This is a genomic window from Campylobacter majalis (assembly GCF_905120465.1).
GTDB lineage: Bacteria > Campylobacterota > Campylobacteria > Campylobacterales > Campylobacteraceae > Campylobacter_A > Campylobacter_A majalis.
Window position 1 is genome coordinate 1 of record NZ_CAJHOF010000008.1, and the last position, 24,898, is coordinate 24,898.

Annotated in this window: 24 protein-coding genes and 2 pseudogenes; 4 read left to right on the forward strand and 22 right to left on the reverse strand. The window is 34.0% G+C overall.

All coding sequences use genetic code 11. The features are described from left to right. Positions 1–46: 46 nt before the first annotated feature. From LQU93_RS10145 to LQU93_RS05355, 22 genes and pseudogenes are all read right to left on the reverse strand, one after another. Positions 47–238: pseudogene (locus tag LQU93_RS10145) on the reverse strand (IS1595 family transposase); the annotation flags it as partial. Between the two features lie 27 nt (positions 239–265). Further along, positions 266–368: pseudogene (locus tag LQU93_RS10150) on the reverse strand (IS1595 family transposase); the annotation flags it as partial. A gap of 215 nt (positions 369–583) precedes the next feature. Beyond that, complete coding sequence (locus LQU93_RS05260; protein ID WP_229932836.1) at positions 584–2,104, reverse strand: 2-isopropylmalate synthase; 1,521 nt, start codon at positions 2,102–2,104, stop codon at positions 584–586. Between the two features lie 138 nt (positions 2,105–2,242). Next, positions 2,243–2,968 carry a CDP-diacylglycerol--serine O-phosphatidyltransferase gene (gene pssA / locus LQU93_RS05265; protein WP_229932837.1) on the reverse strand — a complete coding sequence of 242 codons (726 nt, stop codon included), beginning with the start codon at positions 2,966–2,968 and terminating at the stop codon, positions 2,243–2,245. A gap of 15 nt (positions 2,969–2,983) precedes the next feature. Next, on the reverse strand, positions 2,984–4,894 hold the full coding sequence (gene ftsH / locus LQU93_RS05270; protein ID WP_229932838.1) for an ATP-dependent zinc metalloprotease FtsH: 1,911 nt from the start codon (positions 4,892–4,894) through the stop codon (positions 2,984–2,986). Positions 4,895–4,903: 9 nt separating this feature from the next. Then, positions 4,904–5,743 carry a 50S ribosomal protein L11 methyltransferase gene (locus LQU93_RS05275; protein WP_229932839.1) on the reverse strand — a complete coding sequence of 280 codons (840 nt, stop codon included), beginning with the start codon at positions 5,741–5,743 and terminating at the stop codon, positions 4,904–4,906. After that, the gene (locus tag LQU93_RS05280; RefSeq protein WP_229932840.1) at positions 5,743–6,108 is read right to left on the reverse strand and encodes a chemotaxis response regulator CheY; all 366 of its coding nucleotides are present in this window, start codon (positions 6,106–6,108) and stop codon (positions 5,743–5,745) included. Before LQU93_RS05280 ends, LQU93_RS05275 begins: the two co-directional genes overlap by 1 nt. Positions 6,109–6,177: 69 nt before the next feature. Beyond that, positions 6,178–6,888 (reverse strand): 1-(5-phosphoribosyl)-5-[(5-phosphoribosylamino)methylideneamino]imidazole-4-carboxamide isomerase, encoded by a 711-nt coding sequence (gene hisA, locus LQU93_RS05285; protein WP_229932841.1) that lies wholly within the window; start codon positions 6,886–6,888, stop codon positions 6,178–6,180. After that, positions 6,885–7,499 (reverse strand): imidazole glycerol phosphate synthase subunit HisH, encoded by a 615-nt coding sequence (hisH, locus tag LQU93_RS05290; protein WP_229932842.1) that lies wholly within the window; start codon positions 7,497–7,499, stop codon positions 6,885–6,887. Before hisH ends, hisA begins: the two co-directional genes overlap by 4 nt. Next, positions 7,496–8,386, reverse strand: coding sequence for a PDC sensor domain-containing protein (locus LQU93_RS05295; protein WP_229932843.1), 891 nt, complete (start codon positions 8,384–8,386; stop codon positions 7,496–7,498). The genes hisH and LQU93_RS05295 overlap by 4 nt, the downstream gene beginning before the upstream one ends. Next, a complete protein-coding gene (locus LQU93_RS05300) occupies positions 8,383–10,167 on the reverse strand; it encodes a nucleoside-diphosphate sugar epimerase/dehydratase (protein ID WP_229932844.1) in 1,785 nt (594 codons plus the stop codon). The genes LQU93_RS05295 and LQU93_RS05300 overlap by 4 nt, the downstream gene beginning before the upstream one ends. Before the next feature lie 2 nt (positions 10,168–10,169). Continuing rightward, the gene (locus LQU93_RS05305) at positions 10,170–11,261 is read right to left on the reverse strand and encodes an aminotransferase class I/II-fold pyridoxal phosphate-dependent enzyme (RefSeq protein ID WP_229932913.1); all 1,092 of its coding nucleotides are present in this window, start codon (positions 11,259–11,261) and stop codon (positions 10,170–10,172) included. A 124-nt stretch (positions 11,262–11,385) separates the two neighbouring features. Further along, a complete protein-coding gene (locus LQU93_RS05310; protein WP_229932845.1) occupies positions 11,386–12,540 on the reverse strand; it encodes an NAD(P)/FAD-dependent oxidoreductase in 1,155 nt (384 codons plus the stop codon). Beyond that, entirely contained in the window at positions 12,537–13,592 is a 1,056-nt protein-coding gene (locus tag LQU93_RS05315) for a glycoside hydrolase family 3 N-terminal domain-containing protein (protein ID WP_229932846.1), read from the reverse strand. The genes LQU93_RS05310 and LQU93_RS05315 overlap by 4 nt, the downstream gene beginning before the upstream one ends. Next, the gene (locus tag LQU93_RS05320; protein WP_229932847.1) at positions 13,589–14,479 is read right to left on the reverse strand and encodes an NAD(P)H-dependent glycerol-3-phosphate dehydrogenase; all 891 of its coding nucleotides are present in this window, start codon (positions 14,477–14,479) and stop codon (positions 13,589–13,591) included. The genes LQU93_RS05315 and LQU93_RS05320 overlap by 4 nt, the downstream gene beginning before the upstream one ends. Further along, a complete protein-coding gene (gene gatB / locus LQU93_RS05325) occupies positions 14,476–15,897 on the reverse strand; it encodes an Asp-tRNA(Asn)/Glu-tRNA(Gln) amidotransferase subunit GatB (RefSeq protein WP_229932848.1) in 1,422 nt (473 codons plus the stop codon). The genes LQU93_RS05320 and gatB overlap by 4 nt, the downstream gene beginning before the upstream one ends. A 111-nt stretch (positions 15,898–16,008) precedes the next feature. Beyond that, positions 16,009–16,686 carry a F0F1 ATP synthase subunit A gene (locus tag LQU93_RS05330; RefSeq protein ID WP_229932849.1) on the reverse strand — a complete coding sequence of 226 codons (678 nt, stop codon included), beginning with the start codon at positions 16,684–16,686 and terminating at the stop codon, positions 16,009–16,011. A 118-nt stretch (positions 16,687–16,804) separates the two neighbouring features. Then, positions 16,805–18,076, reverse strand: coding sequence for a YdgA family protein (locus LQU93_RS05335; protein WP_229932850.1), 1,272 nt, complete (start codon positions 18,074–18,076; stop codon positions 16,805–16,807). Next, complete coding sequence (locus LQU93_RS05340; RefSeq protein WP_229932851.1) at positions 18,073–18,642, reverse strand: DedA family protein; 570 nt, start codon at positions 18,640–18,642, stop codon at positions 18,073–18,075. The genes LQU93_RS05335 and LQU93_RS05340 overlap by 4 nt, the downstream gene beginning before the upstream one ends. A gap of 2 nt (positions 18,643–18,644) precedes the next feature. Then, positions 18,645–19,229 (reverse strand): lipid-binding SYLF domain-containing protein, encoded by a 585-nt coding sequence (locus LQU93_RS05345; RefSeq protein ID WP_229932852.1) that lies wholly within the window; start codon positions 19,227–19,229, stop codon positions 18,645–18,647. Beyond that, positions 19,226–20,779, reverse strand: coding sequence for a ribonuclease Y (gene rny / locus LQU93_RS05350; RefSeq protein ID WP_229932853.1), 1,554 nt, complete (start codon positions 20,777–20,779; stop codon positions 19,226–19,228). The genes LQU93_RS05345 and rny overlap by 4 nt, the downstream gene beginning before the upstream one ends. After that, positions 20,712–21,380 (reverse strand): 5-formyltetrahydrofolate cyclo-ligase, encoded by a 669-nt coding sequence (locus LQU93_RS05355; RefSeq protein ID WP_229932854.1) that lies wholly within the window; start codon positions 21,378–21,380, stop codon positions 20,712–20,714. Before LQU93_RS05355 ends, rny begins: the two co-directional genes overlap by 68 nt. 84 nt (positions 21,381–21,464) lie before the next feature. Between LQU93_RS05355 and LQU93_RS05360 the strand changes: the two genes are divergently transcribed. The 4 genes from LQU93_RS05360 to radA are packed head-to-tail and all read left to right on the forward strand — an operon-like array spanning position 21,465 to position 24,573. Further along, positions 21,465–22,031 (forward strand): TlpA disulfide reductase family protein, encoded by a 567-nt coding sequence (locus LQU93_RS05360; protein ID WP_229932855.1) that lies wholly within the window; start codon positions 21,465–21,467, stop codon positions 22,029–22,031. Beyond that, positions 22,031–22,897, forward strand: a complete 867-nt coding sequence (ftsY, locus tag LQU93_RS05365; protein WP_229932856.1) for a signal recognition particle-docking protein FtsY — start codon at positions 22,031–22,033, stop codon at positions 22,895–22,897. Before LQU93_RS05360 ends, ftsY begins: the two co-directional genes overlap by 1 nt. Next, entirely contained in the window at positions 22,890–23,258 is a 369-nt protein-coding gene (locus LQU93_RS05370; protein ID WP_229932857.1) for a VanZ family protein, read from the forward strand. The genes ftsY and LQU93_RS05370 overlap by 8 nt, the downstream gene beginning before the upstream one ends. Next, positions 23,233–24,573 (forward strand): DNA repair protein RadA, encoded by a 1,341-nt coding sequence (gene radA / locus LQU93_RS05375; protein ID WP_229932858.1) that lies wholly within the window; start codon positions 23,233–23,235, stop codon positions 24,571–24,573. The genes LQU93_RS05370 and radA overlap by 26 nt, the downstream gene beginning before the upstream one ends. Positions 24,574–24,898 lie beyond the last annotated feature (325 nt).

A 24,898-nucleotide genomic window follows, 5' to 3' on the forward strand; every position in this document is an offset into this window, starting at 1 on the left:
CTCAATTTAACTTAACCCTATTTTCTCTTATCAATTTTAATAAAATTTAATAGAGATTGTCATGGTTATTAAATCTAAATTCACACTCTTTTAAGTGTAACAAAAAGTTATCTCGTTTTACACATTTAAATTTGCTTAATCTATGTTTAGCAAAAGTAGGGAAACTCTCAATTTTATTTATATGGTTTTTACCATTAGCAAATTCATTTTTACAATGCTTAACCCTATAATGAGCACAATGCAGCATAATCAACAAGCCCGTCATAAACTTTTTAAGTATCAGTAAAAGCTCACTTGTAGAGTAGTTTTTAACTTTTACGAGTATAAACTTTACCGTCTCTTTTAAGTAAGCCAAATACAGGCGTTTTTACTCTGCTACGCAAGAAACCTGCCACTGCGAAGTGATGGCGAGTGAAACGAGACAGGTTTGTGTGAAAATATTTCAAAATTCTTTAAATTTGGCTTCTGAAATTAATAACGATAAATATACTTGTTTTTCATCAGTAAAATCATAACTTAAAGCAAATAAAATGAGCTTTAAGTTAAATTGACCATTAAGGTATAAAACCTAAAGCATCAATAATTAAATTTGCAATGACTTAATTCGTATATAGCTATTTAATGCCGCAACATACGCCTTTGCACTTGCCATCATAGTATCTATATCTAGCCCATGCCCCATAACAGCATGTGAGCCTTCAAACTCAACTTTAACATCAACTTTAGCTAAAGCATCCTTGCCTTGAGATACAGCAATCACCTTGTAATCTTTTAAGACGCCACTTATGCTACTTATCCTATCAATAACCTTAAATATCGCATCGGCCGTGCCATTTCCAAGAGCAGAATCGCTAATGATCTCGCCATTGTGTTTAATGCTAATTGATGCACTAGCAAGATCTCCTCCACTACTTTGAAGCAATCCTACTATTTCATATGCTTGTGGGATTTTTGTTATCTCTTGCGATACTAACGCCCTTATGTCATCATCAAAAATATCTTTTTTCTTATCCGCTAAATCCTTAAATTTCTCAAATGCCGTATTTAATGCGTCACCATCAAGCTCAAATCCAAGAGAGATAAGCTTATCTTTAAATGCATGACGACCACTGTGTTTGCCTAAAACTAAAGAATTTTTCTCAAGACCTATGCTTTCAGCAGATATAATCTCATAAGTTTCTTTATGCTTTAAAACACCATCTTGATGTATGCCACTCTCGTGAGCAAAAGCATTTTTGCCAACTATTGCCTTATTTGGCTGCGGCTCAATACCAGTAATGGTGGCAATTAGTCTAGATATTGGATAAATTTCTTTTGCAATTATATCGGTATAAAGCGGTGCAAATATATCCTGGCGTGTTTTAATAGCCATAACTATCTCTTCAAGTGCAGCATTTCCGGCACGCTCTCCAATGCCATTTATTGTGCATTCAACCTGTCTAGCACCAGCCACAATAGAAGCTAGTGAATTTGATGTGGCCAAACCAAGATCATTGTGATTATGCACTGAAACTATGGCTCTACCATCTATAAATTTCACCATTTGTTCTATCATAGCCGAAATTTCTAATGGTAATCTATATCCAACCGTATCAGGAAGGTTTATGGTTTTAGCACCAGCACCTATAGCTGCATCGCATATCTCTTTTAAAAACGATATCTCACTTCGTCCAGCATCTTCACAGCTAAACTCAACATCATCACAAAAACTCTTGGCATACATCACGGCATCAACTGCTCTTTTTATAACTTCATCTGGCTTCATTTTAAGCTTATACTCCATATGAATAGGACTTGTTGCGATAAATGTATGAATGCGTTTGTTCTTTGCTGGTGCTATCGCATCTGCAGCCGTTTTTATATCTTTTTCTAACGCACGAGATAGTGAGCAAACCGTGATATTTGACGCTTGTTTTGCTATCTGATTTACCGCATCAAAATCCCCAGCGCTAGCTGCAGCAAATCCAGCCTCCATAACATCAACCCCCAAACGCTCAAGTGCAAGTGCAATTTGCAACTTTTCAGCCGTATTCATAGAAGCACCAGGGCTTTGCTCTCCATCACGCAATGTTGTATCAAATATTATAATTTTATTATCGTTCATCATATTTCCTTTTGACAATTTTTATTTTTTGGTAATTATAATGAGTTAAGTTTAAATTTTGTTGCTACCTAAGTAGCAGTAGTAGGTTTTTTATTTCAATTTTTGGAAGAAATTTTATAGCTTTTATAACCCCTATGCTCACGACTCTTCCTTTTTTGAAAATTTAAACATTATAAAAGCACGAGCAAGCCCATAAATAACATACGCACTCATAACAAGCGTAGCACTCTCGATAGGGTATAAATATATCATAGAAAATGCAATAATTAAAATTACTAAAATCCTTAAAACATGAGCTTGTTTTAAATTTATTGTTTTAAAGCTAGGATAACGTATGTTGCTAACCATTAATATAGCCAAAATAGCTTGCAAAATCAAAAACAGCCACTCATATCCACGTAAAAACTCATAATCTAGATAAAATCCAACCCAAACCACGCTCACAACTGCTGCTGTTGGAATAGGAAGCCCTATAAAAACATTTGGCTCATATGTGCCTGTAGTGATATTAAATCTAGCCAATCTAATAGCTCCAAATACTACAAACATAGCACTCATCAATGCACCAAGTTTGCCAAACTGAGCACCAATAGTAAGATAAAAAAGTATGGCTGGAGCTACTCCAAAAGCAACCAAATCCGCCAAACTATCAAACTCAACACCAAATTTACTAGTAGTTTTTGTAAGTCTAGCAACTCTGCCATCAAGCCCATCTAATATAAGCGATAAAAAAATATACAAAATTGCCTTAAAATATTGTCCATTAATTGCGGCTATAACGCTAATAATACCCATAAAAGCACTAGCAGCCGTAAATAGATTTGGCAATATATACATTAGTTGCAATTTTTGTAAATTTTTCATCACTATACCTTATACTTATTTTTCAAGTTGTTTTTTAATATCATCATCTTCTTCATGTTCAACCAAACGTGTTTCTAAACCATTTGCTTCTTCATAATTTCTAATAATCTCACGCACTTTGGCTCCGTCAATAGTCTCTTCATCGTATAATGCTAAAACCATATTTTCAATAGCACCAGAATATGCACGTAATGTATCAAGAACAGCTTCGTATCGTTGTGAAAGCATTGTTTTTACAAACTCATCAACTTTCTCAGCCATTTTGTCACTATAGTCTTTTATGGTCTGTCCGCCAAGAAAATTGTTTCTTTGTTTTTCTAAAACCATAAGCCCAGCCACATCACTCATACCATAAATACTAACCATTGATTTAATGATGTCTGTTGCTCTTTCTAGATCATTACTAGCACCGGTTGAAATCTCTTTTATAAATACTTCCTCAGCGGCACGCCCACCAAGAAGCACATCAACTTCAGCTATAAGTTCATGCTTTTGCATCATAAACTTATTCTCTTCAGGTGTGTTTAAAGTATATCCAAGTGCTGCTAAACCACGTGGCACAACTGAGACTTTACTCACTCTTTTTGCACCTTTTGTTAGTTCCGCTATTAGTGCATGACCACTTTCGTGATATGTAACAATTCGTTTTTCCTTTTTATTTACACGACGAGATTTCTTCTCAAGCCCAGCTATGGATCTCTCAACGGCTTCTATTAAATCGCTCTGCTCTACAACTTTTTTTGATTTTCTACCAGCTAAAAGCGCTGCCTCATTTATCACATTTTGCAAATCAGCACCGGCAAGTCCAGTTGTAAGTCGCCCAATCTCTTGCAAATCAACATTGTCTGAAATTTTAACATCCTTCATATGTACCTTAAGTATGTCAATCCTACCCTTAAAATCAGGTTTATCAACAAGCACTTGTCTATCAAAGCGACCAGGTCGTAAAAGTGCAGCATCTAAAATTTCAGGACGGTTAGTGGCCGCTATGACTATAACTGGTGCTTTATCAGCATCAAAACCATCCATTTCAGATAACAATTGATTTAGTGTTTGCTCCCTTTCATCATTTCCGCCCATCGGCCCAGAATTTCTACTTTTACCAATTGCATCTATTTCATCTATAAAAACAATAGCAGGACTCTCTTTTTTTGCGTTTTCAAATAAATCTCTAACGCGAGATGCTCCAACCCCAACAAACATCTCAATAAAACTAGAGGCCGACATAGAAAAAAATGGAACGTTTGCCTCTCCAGCAACAGCACGAGCAAGAAGTGTCTTGCCGGTACCAGGAGGGCCTACTAGCAAAATTCCTTTTGGTATTTTTGCACCAAGGCGCAAATATTTATCAGGATCTTTTAGATAATCAACTATCTCTTCAACTTCTTCTTTTGCCTCTTCTACACCAGCCACATCAGCAAATGTTACTTTTGGTTTTTCTGAGTTAATTAACTTTTTTGCACTTCCAACTCCAAGCAGTCCACCACCCATATTTTTTTGCATACGAGAAGCAAGAAACATCCATATACCAAAGAATATAAACACAGGCAATACCCATGAAAATAGCAAATCACTAAGCCAATTTCTTTCACTAAAAGCAGTGTATTGAACTTTTGCTTCTTCAAGTACTGGAACTAAAGTAGGATCATTTACGCGTTTTATCATATATACACTATAATCTGTGCCGACAGCCTTTATTGTAGTTTCGGCTATTGCTACCTGAGAAATTTGCCCCTTTTTAATATAATCTTTAAAATCAGAATAAGCCAAATTTTTTGTTTGAGTATTTGCAGATATCATATCTGAGCCAAATTCAGAATCGCTAAAACTTCTAAACAACACCACAATCACAATAGCAAAAACAGCAAAAATCAAAATTGGATTTTTGTTAAAAAATCCATTATTATTGTTTTCATTTTTATTCATTATTTCCTCTTAATTTTTAAATACAAAGCTTATCCAATCATTTAATTCGCATTTTTGAACAAGCTCAAATTCTCCAAACTGTCTCTTAATTCTATCATCATATTTGTTTAAAATCCCAGATAAAATCAAATATCCGTTAGGTTTTAAAATTTTCTTTAAATCATTTTGAAGCATAAATATAACATCGGCAATTATATTTGCAACAACTATATCATATTTGGTATCCAATCCAGCAATTGATCCAGTCCAAATTTTATCTATATTGACGTTATTTAATTTTGTATTTTCTAATGTGCTTTGAATAGCCAGCTCATCGGTATCACACGCACTAACATTACAACCAAGCTTTGCTAGAGCTATGCTTAGTATCCCACTTCCACAACCAACATCAATGGCATTCATATTAGATTTTGCATATTTTTGAATTAGACCCAAACACATGTTTGTGCTTTCATGGTGCCCTGAACCAAAAGCAAGAGCTGGATCTATGATAATATTTATTGCATTTTTTACCGGTTCTTCCCAACTTGGATGGATATAAATATTATCCACCATTATTGGTTTTACTGCTTTTTTATACTCATTAATCCAGTCTTTATTTTGCCAAATTGTAATGTTTGTAGTTAAGTCATTTTGTAAATTTAAAGCATTCGCAAGAGCTTTGGCATACTCGTTTATGCCAAATTCCACATCAACCAAATCACTCTCATCACGTAATATTATCTCATTATCACGCTCTTGAATACTCTCAAAGCCTAATGAAAAAATAAGATCTATAATATTATCGTAAAAATTATGAGTCTTTACACTCAACTCATAATAGTTATCATTTAAAATACTATCTTGCATTAACCAAGAACGTCCTCAAGTTTTTCTTTTAATACTTGCGGAGTAAATGGCTTAACAATATAGTTATTAACACCAGCTTTTAAAGCGGTAATAACCTCAGCTTTACCACCTTCTGTGGTTACCATTATAATAGGCATATCTACATATTTTTCTTCAGCACGAACCTTTTTTACCAACTCCAAACCATTCATCTCAGGCATATTCCAGTCAGTAATCAAAACTTGTACATCAGGGTGCTGCGTAAGTAATCCCCAAGCTTCTACACCATGTTCGGCCTCTAAAATATCTTGATGACCTAGTCTTTGCAGTGTGTTTTTTATAATTCTTCTCATTGTTGAGCTATCATCTACAACTAAAATTTTCACTCAAAATCCTTTTTAATTTAGTAAAAATGCTCTATTCTAGCAAATTTTTATTTATTAAAGCTTTAAAATTTATAAAACTTGACTAAAAGCATATTTTAAATCAATTTTTCCTTCGTAATACGCCTTGCCAACTATTACTCCAGAAATCTCTTTTGTGTTTTTTAAGCATAAAATATCATCAAATCCACTAACACCACCACTTGCTATAGTCTCAACACCACTAGCATGTGCAATTTCAAGAGTAAAATCAACATTAACCCCACCAAGCATTCCATCTTTTGAAATATCGGTGCAAATTATGCCACAAACACCAGCATCAGCAAATTTTAAAGCCAAATCACTAGCTTTTATCTTGCTTACATCAGCCCAGCCCTCGGTTGCCACGTAGCCATCTTTAGCATCTATGCCAACAACGATAGGATATTTTTGTGCCATTTTTTTTACAAAATCTGGATCCTTAAGTGCAACAGAGCCTAATATAACACGGGTAACACCCATGTCTAGATAAGTTTTTATACGCTCTTCATCACGAATTCCACCACCAACTTGAACATTTAAATTTGTATGTTTGACAATTGCTTTTATTGTTTTTAAATTTAGTGGCTCGCCTGCAAATGCTCCGTCTAAATCAACAACATGAAGCCAAGTAGCACCCATATCTTGAAAATTTTGTGCCAAATCCCAAGGTGTATGTGAGTAAATTTTAGCCGAACTCATCTCGCCTTTGCTTAATCTTACAGCATTGCCCTGCTTTAAATCAATTGCTGGATATATTATCATGCTATCTCCGTAAAATTTTTAATAATTTTTAGCCCAACATCATGACTTTTTTCTGGATGAGGCTGAAAACCATAGATATTCTCATAGGCAACCGCCGAAACAAACTCATATCCATACTCGCTTGTAGCAAGAACAAATTTATCATCACAAACGGCATGAAAACTATGAACAAAATAAAAATACTCACTTTGATTTAAATCAAAATTTATAGGTGTTTTTTGATGAAATTTCATGCTATTCCAACCAACATGTGGTATCTTAAGATCTATTTTATTCTCGTTAAATTTCACAACATCTCCGCTAATAAGTCCCAAACCAGCACATTTTCCAAATTCATAGCTTTTATCAAATAAAAGTTGCATACCAAGACAAATGCCTAAAAACGGTTTTTTACTAGCCACAAACTCACGTATACTACTATCAAATCCACGCTCTTTTAATCTAGTCATGGCATGCGCAAATGCACCAACTCCTGGCAAAACAACCCTGTCACAAGTAAAAATTTCACTAGCCTTGCTTATTAAAACAGCCCTTTTGCCAATAAAATTAAATGCATTTATAACACTTTGTATATTTCCTGCACCATAATCAATTATGCCTATTTTACTCATACTTCGTTTCTTTTTACGCTAAATAAATAAGCACTAAGTGCTATCATTAATACCGCAACGCCACCTATTAAATAGATAGCATTTATGATATTCTCAGGTGCAGTTATGGCAAATTTAAACACAAGCATAAGAGCTTCGATTGCTAGTGCAATTATTATAGAGCCAACAAATCTAACCATAGTCTTATACATCACACTTGAGTCATTTCGACTTTTACCTATAACCTCTTCTTCAAAAATAGTCTTAACCAAATCAAAAATAGCAAGTGCAAGTGTTAAAATAATAGTTGATTCAAAAATATGCTCTATTTCGATATCTGAAGTATGCTCAATAAAGCTCTTAACTCCATGCCAAAACAAAAATGCACACACCATAAATAGTGCCAAGCAAAATGCAGTATAAACAGAGCGCAAAAATACACCAAAGTAGTTATCAAGTCGTCCTGGATGGGCAATGCTTAATAAATTTTTAAGAGATATATCCACGCACACAACGTATATAAGCTCATTTTTTTCATCATAAACTGGCAAACTAGCCGTCACACAAAGCTTACCGTTTAAACTAGAAGGATATGGATCGGTTATAACTAATCTTTTTTCCTTTACAGCTAGGTAGTAGTAGGCTCTATTTGAGCGATTTTCGCCATCTCCAAACACATAACACTCTTGCAAACTTGTTGTATTGCCTATTTGCACACCACTTTTATCAAGCACATAAAAAGCATCTATGCTATCGATTTCATGAGCCATTTTTTCAAAGCCTAGCTTTATATTTTCTAAACTTACAGCTGGCGAGTAATTTGGTATATTTTTCTCAAATAGATACGTCATATAAGCCCTAGCCTTATAACGAACTGAGCTAAAATTTTGTATATCTTTGATTATCAATTTTGTCCTTTTAAATTTAGTTTATGATTAAATTCTGGCACTATAGCCTTTAATGCAGTTGGGATTTCGATATCTTTTAGTGTTAGTAAATTTAAAATTTCATCATTTAATTTTGAAATTTCATAAGGATTTGAACTAGTAACAAATATGCTTTTAAATTCAGTTTTAACATCATTTTCATCAATCAACAGCTCTTCATAAAGCTTTTCTCCCATTCTAAGACCTGTAAATTCTATGCCAAGATGTTCTTTATTTGATAATAAAAGCATCTTTTTAGCCAAATCCAATATTTTTATCGGCTCACCCATATCAAGCACAAAAAGCTCACCACCTCGTGCTATAGATGCTGCTTGAAGCACAAGCTGACAAGCTTCACTAACTAGCATAAAATATCTTGTAATATCAGGGTGAGTAACACTTAATGGTCTATTTTGTGCAATCAGGGATTTAAATTTAGGTATAACAGATCCACTTGAACCAAGAACATTACCAAAACGCACACAAACTATCTCTGTCTTATCGTCATTTGAGTTAAGTGCATATAACTCACAAACTCGTTTTGTCGCACCCATGATATTTGTCGGACGCACAGCCTTGTCACTAGAAATTATAACCACCTTTTTGACTGAATGTTTTTTGGATATATCAACTACATTTTTTGAGCCAATGATATTATTTTCTACAGCTTGGTGTGGATTTAGCTCGCAAAGTGGTACATGCTTATATGCTGCTGCGTGAATTACTATATCTGGCTTATGCATGGCAAAAATTTCATCAAGTTCATTAAAATTTAATATATTTATCATTTTTGCGATACTTCGCCGATCGCTTATTTCTTCTGAAATTTTATACAAATTATACTCACTATTTTCAACCATAACCAACTTACTAGCCCCATAACTTAAGCACTGTTTTACTATTTCACTACCAATACTGCCGCCTGCTCCAGTTACTAAGACAACCTTGTTGTTTATAAAATTCTTAACAACTTGTTTATCTAAATCCTTTGGTTTTCTAGCTAATAAATCTTCTATCGAAACATCCTTAATCGGTTCATTTTCAATTAGTGAGAAAATTTTAATATCCCTAATACCATAGCCTATAAGCTCATCAAATAGATCTTTTAACTCATCTTGCTCTATACTAAAAGCTATGATGGCAGTTTTAACATCATACTCTTTAATGAGATTTACTATCTCGCTTTTAGACTGAACCATATGCCCATCACAATATGTTCCCACAAGCTCACTTCTACCATCAACAACACCAACAGCATAATAATTTAAATAGCCACTTTTTAGCCCCTTTAAAACATGAAGTGCCTTGCTTGTAGCACCAAGCACAATGCATGGCTCCCCTTTTTGTCCGCGTTTTGAAAAGTCAATAAACATGCGTTTTGAGATCCTAAGCCCACCAATAAGCAAATATGACATAACAAAATCTATAAATAAAATACTTCTTGGAAACGGATTAAAAAGATCTTCAAATATAAAAAACAAAATACTAAAAATCAAAAAAGAAAAAATATGCACCATGAAAATTTTACGTGCTTCATTTAGTCCAAAAAATCTCCAAGGCACTCTATAAATCTTAAAATACCACATAAAATTTAATTTAATTATACACATCAAAACAAGAGTAAAAATCAATCCTTGATAGAAGATTTCAGGTATATTTCCATTAAATCTAAGCAAGTATGAAAAATAAATAGAACATAAAAATATAGTTACATCACAGATCAAAAAGAAAATTAGACGTTTTAATTTTGTAGCATAAAACATCTTTAAATATTATCCTTTACTATTTGTATGATTTTTTGTTGTGTATTTTTATCCAAACAACTACCACTTGCAAGACAAATACCACGCTCAAAAAGATTCTCGCTAGTGCCATCAATTACGCTTAAGGCACCATTAAATACAGGTTGTAAATGCATCGGCTTCCACAATGGACGACTTTCGATATTTTGCTTTGCAAGTGCGTCTATAACACGCAAATGTGTGCCTTTGTCCTTAAAAACACCGGTTGTTAGCCATCTGTTACCACGGGAATTTTCAAGCTCTGGCATAAACTCGATCACATCGCTAAGCTCACGCTCATAAATTTCAAAAACAGCCCTTTTTGCCAAAACTCTTTGCTCTAAAACCTCCATTTGTGCTACGCCAACAGCACCTAAAATATTGCTTAATCTGTAATTATATCCATACTCATTATGCTCATAATGTAAAAATGGCTCACGTGCTTGAGTGCTGTAAAAACGAGCCTTCTCAACTAATTTTTCATCACCAACAAGCATTCCTCCGCCGCTTGTTGTAATTATCTTATTTCCGTTAAAGCTATAAATACCAAGCCGTCCAAACGTCCCAAGTGCCTTATTGTCATAAAATCCACCAAGTGCTTCAGCAGCATCTTCAATTAAAGCAATGTCGTTTTCATTGCAAATTTGACAAATTTCTTTCATCTTTGATGCTTGTCCATAAAGATGGGTTAAAATTAGAGCTTTTGGTTTTTTAGGGGCTATTTTTATCGCTTTTTCAAGCAACTCTGGACTTAAATTCCAGCTCTCATCACAATCTATAAAAATAGGCGTTGCCTTTTCATAAAGTATCGGCGAAACTGATGCCATAAATGTAAAACTAGATGCAAGCACCACATCGCCCTGCGTAATACCCAAAACCCTAAGTGCTAGATGAAGCCCAGATGTCCCAGAACTAAGAGCAAGTGCATTCTTTGCACCAGTATAGTCTTTTATGCTATTTTCAAACTTATTAACATGCTTACCAAGCGGAGCAATGTAATTACTTTTAAAAACCTCTTTTATATACTCTTGCTCTTTGCCACTCATATTTGGTGGCGATAAAAAAACCCTATCTATGGTATATCCTTTAAAATTTACGTGAATTTTAGCACTTAATATTTAAATTAGTCTTTTAAACTCACAACATTATTTTTAAAATATCGTTTTATAAACCCAAACACAACAACAAATCACAATGCGATTATAAAATAGCACCCTTTAGACCAAAGACTTTGACATTCCACTTTTTCTTAACAATAGTCTTTAAAATAGATGGAATAAATCCGCTCATCTCAAAACCCATAACAAGTGCAGTAGCGTAACTATCGCCAATTGAGCAAATAATGCCATTGCTTTTAAAACTAAAATTTTCATCAAATGAAGCATTATTTAAAATAGCTTTAAATTGTCTAGCCAAATAAGCACCTTGCTCACAAGCTATCTGTGCTGTTGGCGGGTAATATCCACCCTTGCCATCACTCACAGCACTTACATCACCTATATAAAATCTCTCACTATGATCTGGGGCATGCAGTTTTGCATCAACCTTAACACGCCCTCTATCGTTTTCTACATCACTATCGCTAACGATACTTGCACCCTTTACACCGGCCGTCCATACTATCAAATCAGCCTCTAAATGTCCGCCTTCGTAATTTACTCTACCCTTATCTAGCGACACAATTCTGGTGCCATGAGTTACCTTTACGCCCATTTTTTCCAATCTATCTGCTGTTTTTTTAGATAATTTTTCACTAAAAAAAGTCAAAAGTCTAGGAGTAGAGCTTATTAAATGAACATTAAAATTCTTATCACTTATGCCATGAAATTTGCACTTATGCTTAAGCATATCAGCACATGAAGCAGCAAATTCAATACCAGTAAGCCCGCCTCCACATACTACTACATTCATGCCGGTATTGTTTTGCAATGCATTTTCAAATTTAAGCTTTATAGTCTCAGCTATCCTGCCTGATTGTATATATGAGTCAATAAACATTGCATTTTCAATACCTTCTAGATTAAAACTCTCTTTTTCAAAACCTGCAGCACACACCAAATAATCATACTCATATTTACCATGTTCAGTCGTTACTATACGTCCAATCTCATCTATATCAGTAACAGCTTGCTGGATGATTTTTATTTCAGGATGTAAAATTTCACGCAAATCAAACATTATTTTTCCACTTTTCTCAGCAGTTGCGACCTTGTGAAGCATTGTAGAATGATAATGATATGAGTTTTTGTTTATAATGGTAAAATCCCCTAACCTAAAGCACTCTTCATCTAAACTTTTTAAAAATGCAATCCCAGCATAACCTGCACCTATAACTATAATCTTAGGTCGTTTCATTTTAATTCCTTTTTGAGTTTCATTATTCTATCATATGAAATTTTAATTCTTTGCTTTGAGATCTCTCCGTCGTTTACAGCCTGCTTAATATACTCATATACCACATCAGCCGTTCGCTTACCATCTATTTTAAACTCAGAAAACAGCAAGATGTCGCCACCAGCATTTATATAGCGTATAATTTGCTCTTTTAAGCTAAGTCCAGCCACACCTTTCATCATCATATCATCACTTACAACCACACCATCATAGCCAAGCTCATCTCTTAATAGTCCATTGATTACTATGCTAGATAAAGTAGCTGGATATTTTTCATCTAAATTTTTAACATAAATATGTCCTATCATTACCAGTTTTGCTTTATTTTCGGATATGAGTGTTTTAAATGGATTTAATGCTTCTTTTGTAAGCATTATGTATGTTTTTTCATTGTGCGAGTCTTGCTTTGCACTGCCATGACCTGGAAAATGCTTGATCGTAGATAGTATTGAATTTTCACTCATAGCGTCTATAAATACACTAGCATATAGACTAACCTTAGCTGGATTTTTGCTAAAAGCCCTTTTTTTAGAAGCAATTATAGGCGATAGCTCATCATGCAAATCCAAAACTGGTGCAAAATTTAAATTTATTCCATATTGTGCTAATTTCTGAGCCATATCATCATAAAGTATTTTAGCATCGTTTATATCAACGCTAGAAGCTACATCTAGGGCACTTGCAAAGTTCATTTTAAAACTATCAGCTTTAAATCTAGTTACTACCCCACCCTCTTCATCTATGCTTATAAAAGCATTTTTTTGACGCTTTTTTATCTCATTTGTCAAGGTTTGCAATTGATTAGGATCTTGTATATTTCGCCCAAGTAAAAGAACTCCGCCAAATCTATTATAACTAAGATCGCTTAACATCGCTTTTGTAGTGACTTCATTTAAATTTTTACCATGAAAGCCTACAATTATCATTTGAGAAACTTGCTCTCTTAGACCTATTTCTTTGGCATTAACAAAAATAATTAAAACAAAAAATATTAAAAATTTTAAATTTTTCATCTTTTTTCTAATAGCGCCTTTACGCTTTCATACACATCTTTACCATCAAGCATAGCTGAAACTTCATTTGCAATAGGAGTGTATATACCCTTGTCTTTTGATATATCGCGTATAGCATAAGACGTATCAACCCCCTCAGCAACTTCACCTAGTTCATTTAAGATTTTATTTAAGCTCTCATTTTTAGCAAGTCCGATACCAACTCTATAATTGCGAGACAAAACCGACGAAGCCGTCAAAAACAGATCTCCAGCTCCACTAAGCCCCAAAAATGTCTCATCTTTGGCACCAAATTTGCGTCCAAATCTAGCCATTTCAACAAGCCCACGTGAGATTAAACTAGCCCTTGCATTATTTCCAAGTCCTAAGCCATCGCATATACCACCAGCTATGGCTATTACATTTTTATATGCACCACATATCTCAGCACCTACAACATCATCTGAAGTATATGCTTTTATGTATTTTGGAAAAAACGAAGCAAATTTGGCTGAAATTTCATCATTTATTGAGTTTATAACCAAGGCACAAGGAAGTTGTTTTTCTACTTCTTTGGCAAATGTTGGACCAGACAAAAAGCTTAAATTTTCAGCGGGCAAAAAATCTTCATAAATTTCATTTAAAAATCTTTTAGTACTCGTTTGTATGCCCTTACTTGCTACTAATATTTTTTGATTATTAAACTTAAAATTTTGCCGCAACCATGAGTGTGTGTGCTGTGACGATAGGCAAAAAACTATATATTCACACGCTAACGCCTCATCTAACTCGACAAAATTTTGCATATCGCGTTTTGTTCGTGAGCTAATAACGCAATCGTTATTTTGTGACAAAGCATGAAATAGTGCAGTTCCCCACTTCCCAGCACCAATGACGGCTATTTTCAAGCAAGAGCCTTTAATAAAAGCTCATTTACTTTTGCCGGATTAAATGCCCCCTTGCCCTCTTTCATCACTTGTCCTACAAAAAATCCAAACAGCTTATCCTTGCCATTTTTATACTCGGCAACTTTGTCAGCATTTACACTTATTACATTTGCTATTATTGCCTCTATCGCACCATCATCACTTACTTGCTTTAAGCCAAGTTTTTCTATCACGACATCTATATCACCGTCATTTTCCATAACATAATCAAGCACCTCTTTAGCAGCCTTTGCACTTATTGTGCCATCTTCTATGCGTTTTAGGAGCTTGCTCATTTTTGCCACATCAACAGGACTATTTTCGATAGTTACGCCATTTTTAAGCCTTCCAAGCAACTCGACTAATACCCATGTAACACAAAGTTTTGGCGAAATTTTATCATCAATTAATGCTTCAAAATATCTTGCCATCTCGACAGAACTTACTAAATTTAAAGCATCTTCTTCTTTTATGCCTAATTCACGCTGATATCTAGTGACTTTTTCATCGGCTAACTCTGGTATCTTGATCGCTTCATTATACATCTCATCACTAACTTCAACCGGCAACAAATCAGGATCTGGAAAATATCTATACTCTGCACTATCTTCTTTGCCACGCATTGAGCGAGTTACGAGATTTACAGTATCAAAAAGTCTAGTTTCTTGATAAACCTCTTCATCATATTTGCCATCTTCCCATGCGATACTTTGACGCTCCACCTCATACTCTATCGCTTTTTGTATAAATCTAAATGAATTTAAATTTTTAATCTCAACGCGTGTGTATAGCTTGGTATCACCCTTTGGTCTAATGCTTACGTTTGCATCGCAACGAAAAGAACCCTCTTGCATATTTGCATCAGATATATTTAAAAAACGCAAAATAGAGTGCAGTTTTTTAAGATATGCAACAGCCTCATCGCTACTTCTTAAATCAGGTTCGCTTACAATCTCAAGTAGTGGCGTTCCTGCACGATTTAAATCAACCAAGCTTCTGCCATCTTCATGGATATTTTTACCAGCATCTTCTTCTAAATGAGCACGAGTTATGCCTATGCGTTTTTTCTCGCCATTTACTTCAATAATCAACTCTCCATTTTCAACAATAGGCACTTCAAATTGCGATATCTGATACGCTTTTGGCAAGTCTGGATAAAAGTAATTTTTGCGATTAAAAACAGATTTTCTATTAATAGTAGCATTCACAGCCGTCCCAAAACTAATGGCCTTTTTTACTGCTTCTTTATTTAAAACTGGCAAAGCACCAGGTAGAGCCAAACACGTAGGACATACATTCGTATTTGCTTCTTCACCAAAACTCGTGGCACAAGAACAGAAAATTTTTGTTTTAGTGTTTAATTGAGTATGAACTTCAAGTCCGATAACGACTTCAAACATGTGATAAAACCTTAAGTGTAAAATTTTATCTATTTTATCAAAAATTAACTAAATTTTAAATGAGAATTTTGTAAATAAAAAGAGTAAAGCCGAACAAGTCGGCCTTAAATATTAGTGTTCGTCGATTGTAACAGCACCAGCTAAATAGACCAATGTAAGCATCATAAAGATAAATGCTTGAAGCACAGCCATAAGTGTAAGAAGTGCATAAGCTGGAAGCGGAGCAATAAATGGTGCTAGCGTAAGCATAACCATTAAAAACAAGTCATCACCCTTAATGTTACCAAAAAGACGAAATGATAGTGAAATAATACGTGATAGGTGAGAGATGATTTCTATTGGAAACATCAATGGAGCCAAAATTTTGCTAGGTCCCATAAAATGTTTAAAATACTTTATCACGCCATTTTCACGAATACCCTCATAATGATAGTAGATAAACACAATCAAAGCAAGTGTTAGCGTAAGATTTAAGCTAGATGTTGGAGATTCAAAACCTGGTATTATGCCAATAGCATTACCAAAAAATACTACCATGCCAATAGTTGCAACAAGCGGTAAATACTTACGAGATAGCTTTTCACAGCCTAAAGTATCCTTGCCCATAGAAAGAACACCAAGCACATACGCTTCAACTATATTTTGCACACCGCTTGGCACCAATTGCATCCTTGCAGTAGCCATGCGTGCTACAAACACAATAATAAGCGTAATTAGTAAAAAGTGAAATGCATACACAAATGAGTGAGAATGCACGATAAGATCAGAAAACAAAAACAAATCTTTCATTTAAACCACCTTTTTAAAATGTTGTTGTAATTTTATCCTAAGGAATATTAAAAATTTTTTAATTTTTTCAATAACATTAGAATTTTATTAAATTTTAGTTATTTTTTCACAATTTAAGTTAAAATCCAGCAAAAAGCATAAAAATCGTCGACCACAAAGGCAAAGTATCATTTACAATAACATCACCCTGCTCTTTATCATAAACTAGATTTATGACACTTTTGCCATTCTCATCTATAATGAAACCCTGTGCCTTTAAAGAATCTTCCATCTCTTTTAAGCTTTCTAAATTTGAGAAAAATTCTGAAAAATTTGGACTAAATATAATTTTTGAGTTCATTTTAAGAGATTGAAGTATCCTTTCTCCAAGTTCGCCACTATATTTATCAAAATCATCAATCGAGATATCAAATACAATATCAATTTTATTATTTTTATTGCTAGTAGCTTTTAGTTCAAATGCATATTTCAAATCATGTGATAAAAATTTAGGTAAATTTTCAAGATAGATTTTATTTGCATCATTTAAATAGTTATCACTTTGAGTGTCTAATTCTTGTAATGACTTCATGATTTCATTAAATGAAACTAAATCAAAATTTTTAACACCACCAACCATGCTAATATCTTTAACAATCATATCACCATGAGTGTAACTACCTATCTTTAAAATATCTTTGCTATCGCCTAAACTTTTATCGTTTTTAACAAATTTACTATCTAAAAATACATCTTTTATCGTGTCCTGATCGGCAATTGATATCTCATCTATTTTTATCACAGATTTTCCATAATATGCTGTATTTAAAAAATCATAAACGCTTAGTGGAATATCAGAATGCGTGATAGCAACTAAATTTTTTACATAACCTTGCTCTAATAAAACATCACCAATCATTAATTTAGCAGATTGCATTAAATAATTAGTTGTTGTTATAGAATCAATCTGTATATCTTTAAAAATTAAACCATCATAATCTAAGTCTTGAAATTTCATACTTACATCATAATTTTTTAATCCAGCCTTAATGTTGCCAGTTGCCAAAATATCACTCATAAACTTTAGCATAAAATCATCATCTGTTTCTAAAATTTTCACAACAAAATTAGCACTACTTTTTTGCAAAATCACATTTAATGGGTTTTTAGATGCCTGTGTAACAATTTCTACCTTAAGTTCGCCAAGTGCAGTTTGCAACAATAACCCAATCGTGCTTTGTGAGCTTAAAATTTCACTTTGCAAGGTATCATATATAACTTCAGCATGAGTGCTATTTTGCAGTTTTTCTACAGCTGTGTCGTGTGCTTTAATAATCTTATCATTAGCAAATTTTATAAACCCAAAAACAAGTGCTATAAAAACCAACAACACAAACACTAACTTTTTCATTTTTGTTCCTTTTTCTTTGTTTTATTTTCTAAAAATAACCAAGTTCCGCCAAGCAGACACAGCATAAAAACTGGCATTATCCAGCTATTATCACCAAGGTAGTCAGCCACTTTTATAAATGCATCACTAGCATAATAACTACCAAATCCAAGTAATAATGCCCAAATCGCTGCTGCTATAAAATTTAAAACGTTAAATTTTACATATGGATATTTTGTAAGTCCGATCGCAAGTGGAACTAATGTCTTTACCCCATAAATATATTTTTGAAAAAATATCATTTTATCGCCGTGTTTTTTCATTAAAATTTGTGCATAAGCTAATTTTCTCGTTTGATTTTTAAAATATGGCATTACGGCGGCTCTGTTAAATCTAGCCAAATAAAACAGCACACTATCGCCTATAGCATTTGCTAAAAATGCCACAACTATACTTACTCCAATATCCATCTTTCCCATATAGCTTAAAATCCCAGCAGCGACAATCGCAACCATTCCGCCACCAAGAGAGTATAAAAACAAAACCACATAACCATATGTGCTAAGACTACTTAACATATCATGCATATTTACCTACTTATTGATTGAATTAATTGTGAATATGCATAGCCATCATTTTTAAATTTAGTCTCATTTGAAGATAGCACAACCCCAGCAAAACTTGCTCCTGCAAAAAAACCTCCATTTGTCGCATACACATATACATCTTTTGAAAAATCAAAACTTTTAACTTTATTAAAACCTCGATTAATATCACCAAAGGAAAAACTAGCCTCCACTCCAAACGTAAATTTTCCATCTTGTATATCAGCTACGATGCTATCACGAAGTATAAACATCACCAAAGCAGAATCTTTATAGCCGACCTGAAGCCCTAAACTCCCCGCTTTTATATCCACCCCAACCAAACGTCTATCTTTAGAGAGTGGATTTATTATCATCACACCACTGCCACCCATGCCACCAAGCAAAAATCCAACCTTTTTAACACTAGGAAGCACAACGACAGCTTTTGATTGCGACATCAAAGTATAAAACGGTGCTTCTTTGTTTGCACGTTTGCACATTATATAAGAATTTGCACAATCTAGCATAAGCTCTTCATTAGCAAATGCAACCAATCCTAATAAAAAAATGATTAAAATTTTTCTCATTTAGCCATCTCTACAGCCCTAGTTTCTCGTATGACATTAACCTTTATCTCGCCAGGATACTGCACTTTTGCCTCAATCTCAGCGGCAATTTCTTTAGCAACTAGCACAGCCTCATCGTCATTTATAAGCTTTGCATTTGCGATTACACGTATCTCACGACCAGCATTTATAGCGTATGCTTGTTTTATGCCGTCCTTGCTTTTTGCTATATTTTCTATCTCTTCAACACGTTTTAAAAAGCTCTCAAGAACCTCTCGTCTAGCACCAGGTCTAGCCGCACTTAGTGCATCGGCCGCACATACCGCCGCACTTTCTACACTTGTTGCCTCTTCGTGTCCATGATGAGCATATATAGCATTTATCACAACTGGATGTTCTTTATAGCGTTTGCATATCTCAGCACCCAAATCCACATGAGAACCTTCAAAATCATGCGTTAAAGCCTTGCCAATATCGTGTAAAATTCCAGCCCTTTTAGCCAATTTCTCATCTCCGCCAGTCTCGGCCGCTATAATACCAGCCAAATAAGCCACTTCTAAGCTATGAGCTAGAGCATTTTGCCCATAACTAGCCCTAAATTTCAACTTTCCAATTAGCTTTACTATCTCAGGATGCATTTTATTAAGCCCAAGATCAATTACTATATTTTCGCCCTCTTCTAATATGCTTTGTTCAAATTCATCAGTCACTTTTTTATGCAAATCCTCAATTCGTGCTGGTTGTATTCTGCCATCTTCAACAAGTAGTTCAATCACACGAGTTGCTATTGCTCTTCGGTATAAATTAAAGCTACTTAAAATAATCGCATTTGGCGTATCATCTATAATAATATCAACACCAAGTACCATCTCAAGCGTCTTGATATTGCGACCCTCTTTGCCGATTATCCTGCCCTTTAACTCATCATTTTTTATATTAACGACATTTATAAGCCTTTCAGCTGCAAATTCTCCAGCAAAACGAGAAGTTGCTTGTGCTAAAATGTAGTTTGCCTTCTTTTTGGCTTCTTTTTTGGCCTCTTCTTCATGCCTTCTTACTATATGTGCTATCTCGGCACGACTTTTTTCCTCGACTTTTTTTAATACAACTTCACGAGCCTCGTCTTCTGTTAAACCAGCCGCATGTTCAAGCACCTTAAGTGCCTCTGCAACCTTATTTTGATATATGGTTTTTAGATTTACACCCTCTTCATATATTGTCTGTGCCTCTATTTTTTCACGCTCTAAAGCACTTTTTGAACTATTTAATAATTCTGTTTCATTTAGTAACGTCTGCTCTTTTTTGCTTAATTCATCAAATTTGATTGTGTAGTCTTTTTGAAGTTTTATACTTTTTTCATCATATTTTTTCTTTGCTTCAAACTCAGCTTCTTGGACTGAAATTTTTGAATTTTTTAGTATTAGCTCAGCTTCATGTTCTATTGCTTTTGCTTTTGCTTTTGCCTGTGCTAAAAATATATTGTAGTTTGCATCATTTATCTTTTTAGCTACTGCATACCCTACACCAATGCCCGCCGCACCGGCTCCTAATCCTACTAAAATCTCTATCATTTTTTCCTCTTTTTACATAATTTTTTTTAGTAGTTAGGTAATAATCTCCAACTAAATCATGTGGCTGAGAAATTTTAAAATCTATGAACATATCTAAAATTTGCACAAAAACAACATCACTTACTCTATACGGCAATGACGAAAAAAATCTATCATAATAGCCTTTTGCGTGACCTATTCTAGCCATATCTTTATCGACCCCAACTACTGGAACTATCGCCATGTCTATCTTGAAATTTGCAAATTGCTGATTTACTGGCTCTTTTACATTAAATTTCTTAATATTAAATGGCTGCCTTAATTTTACCATTTTTAAACTAAGCCCTACCATAAATGGAACAAAAATACTATGTTTATTTGCTAATTTTCTTCTTAATCTATAAACATTTGGCTCGTATGGAAGTGGCATAAATAATAAAATATTTTTTGGCTTTTTTAAATTTATAAGTTTATAAAGTGTTGATATGAGCTTGTAATGTCTTGACGGTGCAAAAATTTTTGTGTATTTTTTCATTTTGTTTATATTTTGCTGTCGTATAAAATTTTTACTAATCATAAAATTTATTCCATATTTTTCACATATGATACCATAATCATGCATAATAAAACTCAAAATTTGAGCGAAATTTTAAGTAAAATTTCATATAATGATTGTTTTTAAATTTAAACAGTGAAGGCAATAATAATGAGATTAAAACTATTATCGATATTTTTTGTGTTATTTTTTATAACTGGTTGCGATAAAAAAGATGAAACAAAAAGCGACTTAAATCAAACAACAAAAGAAAGCATAGCATCAAATAAAGTCCAAGAAATGCAGGTTAAGGATGCAAATTTAACACTAACAAACGGACAGTCATTGTTTGTTGTAGCAAAAAACAATAAAATCGAAATAGCTGATAAAAACAAAGCAACATTGTTTGTGTTTTGGGCTACATGGTGCGCCCCATGCAGAGCTGAAATCCCACATTTAAACAATCTAAATGATAAATTTAAAAAAGAGCTAAACATAATAGCAGTCTTAATAGAAAACAAAACACAAGATCAAATCAAAGACTTTATGCAAAAACATAAAATCAAATACAAAGTTGCTGTAGGAAATGAAAATTTTAAACTAGAAAAGGCTTTGGGTGGCATTATAGGGCTTCCATCATCACTACTTTACAAGCCAAATGGAGAGCTTTATCGCTCATATGTTGGCTTGGTGCCTGAAGAGATGCTGCAACGTGATATTTTAAAGGCGGTAGAGTAATGTTTGGCTTGATAAAAAAGGGCTTTGCTAAGACTTTTGGTGTAATTAGTGAAGCAAAAAAAGATAAAATAATCACAAAAGATGTGCTTGAAGAGTTGCTTTTAGAAGCCGATGTGACATACGATATCGTTGAAGAGATAATTTACTATCTGCCACCTCAAAATGAAGTAAAAAGAGCCGATTTAAGACATGTAATGTCAAGCTATTTTATATACGAAAAAGAGAGAATAATACCAGACGATAAGCCATTTGTAGAGCTAATACTTGGCGTAAATGGTGCTGGCAAAACTACCACCATAGCCAAACTTGCAAATTTATACAAAAAAAATAAAAAAAGTGTAATTTTAGGCGCTTGCGATACGTTTAGAGCTGGTGCGATAGAGCAACTTAAACAATGGTCTATTCGTGTAGATGTGCCAATAGTAGCAACACAGCAAGGACACGATCCATCAGCAGTAGCGTTTGATACAATAAACTCAGCGATTGCTAAGGGCATAGATAGGGTTATATTAGATACGGCCGGAAGACTTCAAAATCAAACAAATCTAGCAAACGAACTAAACAAAATTGTAAGAATTTCAACAAAGGCTTACGAAAAAGCCCCTCACCGTAAAATTTTAATCCTTGACGGCACTCAAGGCAATGCCGGAGTAGCTCAAGCAAAGGCGTTTAATGATATAGTTAAACTCGATGGAGTTATTATAACCAAACTTGATGGAACACCAAAAGGTGGGGCATTATTTGGTGTAGCACGTGAGTTAGAACTGCCTATACTTTACATAGGTGTTGGCGAGAGCATGGATGACTTAATTGCATTTAATCCAGATGAGTTTTTAGATGATTTAATGGATGCGATTTTTGCATAATTTTTTTAAATTTGGATTTTTGATTACAATTGTAGCCGTTGAATTTCTTGCAACAACATCCAAACAAATAGCCATAAATGAAGTTTTTTGGGATAAAACAAATCATATCTTGGCGTTTTTTGTGTTGTATGTTCTTTTAAACTTTGGTTTTAAGCTAAAAAATTTAAGCAAAATATTGATACTTCTAGCTTATGGTATCCAAATAGAAATAGTCCAAAGTATGCTACCAAATCGCTTTTTTAGCCTTTTTGATATAGTGGCTGATTGTATCGGAATTATGTTTGGTGCTTTATTTTGCATTTTTATAACAAATTTAATTACAAAAAGGGTAAAAAATGGCAAAAGCAAAGGTAGTTTTTGAGTGTCAAAGTTGTGGCAACCAACAAAGTAAATGGATAGGCAAATGCCCAAGCTGTGGGGCATGGGATAGCTTTATAGAACTTAGCAAAGAACAAATCAAAGTAAGCCAAGAACTAGCTAAAATTTCAACATCGCCATCAAAAGCCTTAAGCATAGACAAGGTGCAAGTTGAAAAAATCACGCGTTTTAGCACAAACGATACTGAGCTTGATTTGGTTTTGGGTGGTGGGGTAGTTGAAGGCTCATTGGTGCTAATTGGAGGAAGTCCAGGGATTGGTAAATCAACACTTTTGCTTAAAATTTCATCAAATCTAGCAAAAAGTGGAAAACCAACACTTTACGTAAGTGGCGAAGAGAGTGCAAGTCAAATTAAAATGAGAGCTGAGCGACTAAATGCAATAGATAAAAATTTATACCTACTAACAGAAATCGATTTAGAAACAATCTTAAATGAAGCAAAAAAAGAAAAATACAAAGTCTTAATAATAGATTCAATCCAAACTCTATATAGCCAAAGCGTCGGATCAGCACCTGGCTCGGTTTCACAAGTAAGAGAGATAACATTTGAACTAATGAGGCTCGCAAAAGATCTAAACATATGCGTTTTCATAATCGGACACATCACAAAAGATGGGCAAATAGCTGGTCCTAGAGTGCTTGAACATATGGTTGATGTTGTTCTTTATTTTGAAGGAGATGCATCGCGTGAGCTTAGAATGCTACGTGGGTTTAAAAATAGATTTGGTTCAACTAGTGAAGTTGGAATATTTGAGATGAGCACACAAGGATTGCTTCCGGCAACCGAAATTTCAAGCAAATTTTTCACTCGTGGCAACGCAATAAGCGGCTCAGCAATAACTATCATAATGGAGGGCTCTAGAGCTTTAAGTATCGAAATTCAAGCCCTTGTAAGCGAAAGTGCATATCCTAAAAGAAGCTCAACCGGATATGAAAAAAATCGTCTTGATATGCTTTTGGCTCTGCTTGAGCGAAAATTAGAAATTCCGCTTGGACATTATGATGTGTTTGTAAACGTCTCAGGCGGAGTTAAGATAACAGAAACAGCTGCCGATTTAGCTGTAGTTGCTGCTATAATTTCAAGCTACAAAAATCGCCCAATGAGCAAAGATAGCGTATTCATCGGAGAGCTTAGCTTAAATGGAGAAATAAGAGATGTCTTTAATGTCGATGAGAGATTAAAAGAGGCAAAAAGGCAAAAGTTTAAAACTGCAATAATACCTAGCAAACCACTACAAACACACGACATGAAGTGCTTTTATGCAAAAGAGATAACGCAAGTACTAGAGTGGTTTTAGATTACAAAAATAAGCCAATGGCATTTGATAGGCTTTATATAAATAAACTTTAATCCAAACCAAGTAATTTTTTCTACTTCATAAGAACTCTTATAAATTTAGCAAATTTTCTACTTAGTTTAGCCTTTAGCCACAAGTAGGCGATAAAGATTTTCTTTTATCTAGCTTCACTTCAAACTCTTTTAAATACAACAATAAATTACTTTTTTTATTATTTTACTTATAGCTTTGTAATAAATCCATAAAATTTATATGTCAATTACGTTATTTTTACCATTTAAAACTCATTTTTGCAATCATAGACTTTGCCATCTTGCTTTAATAT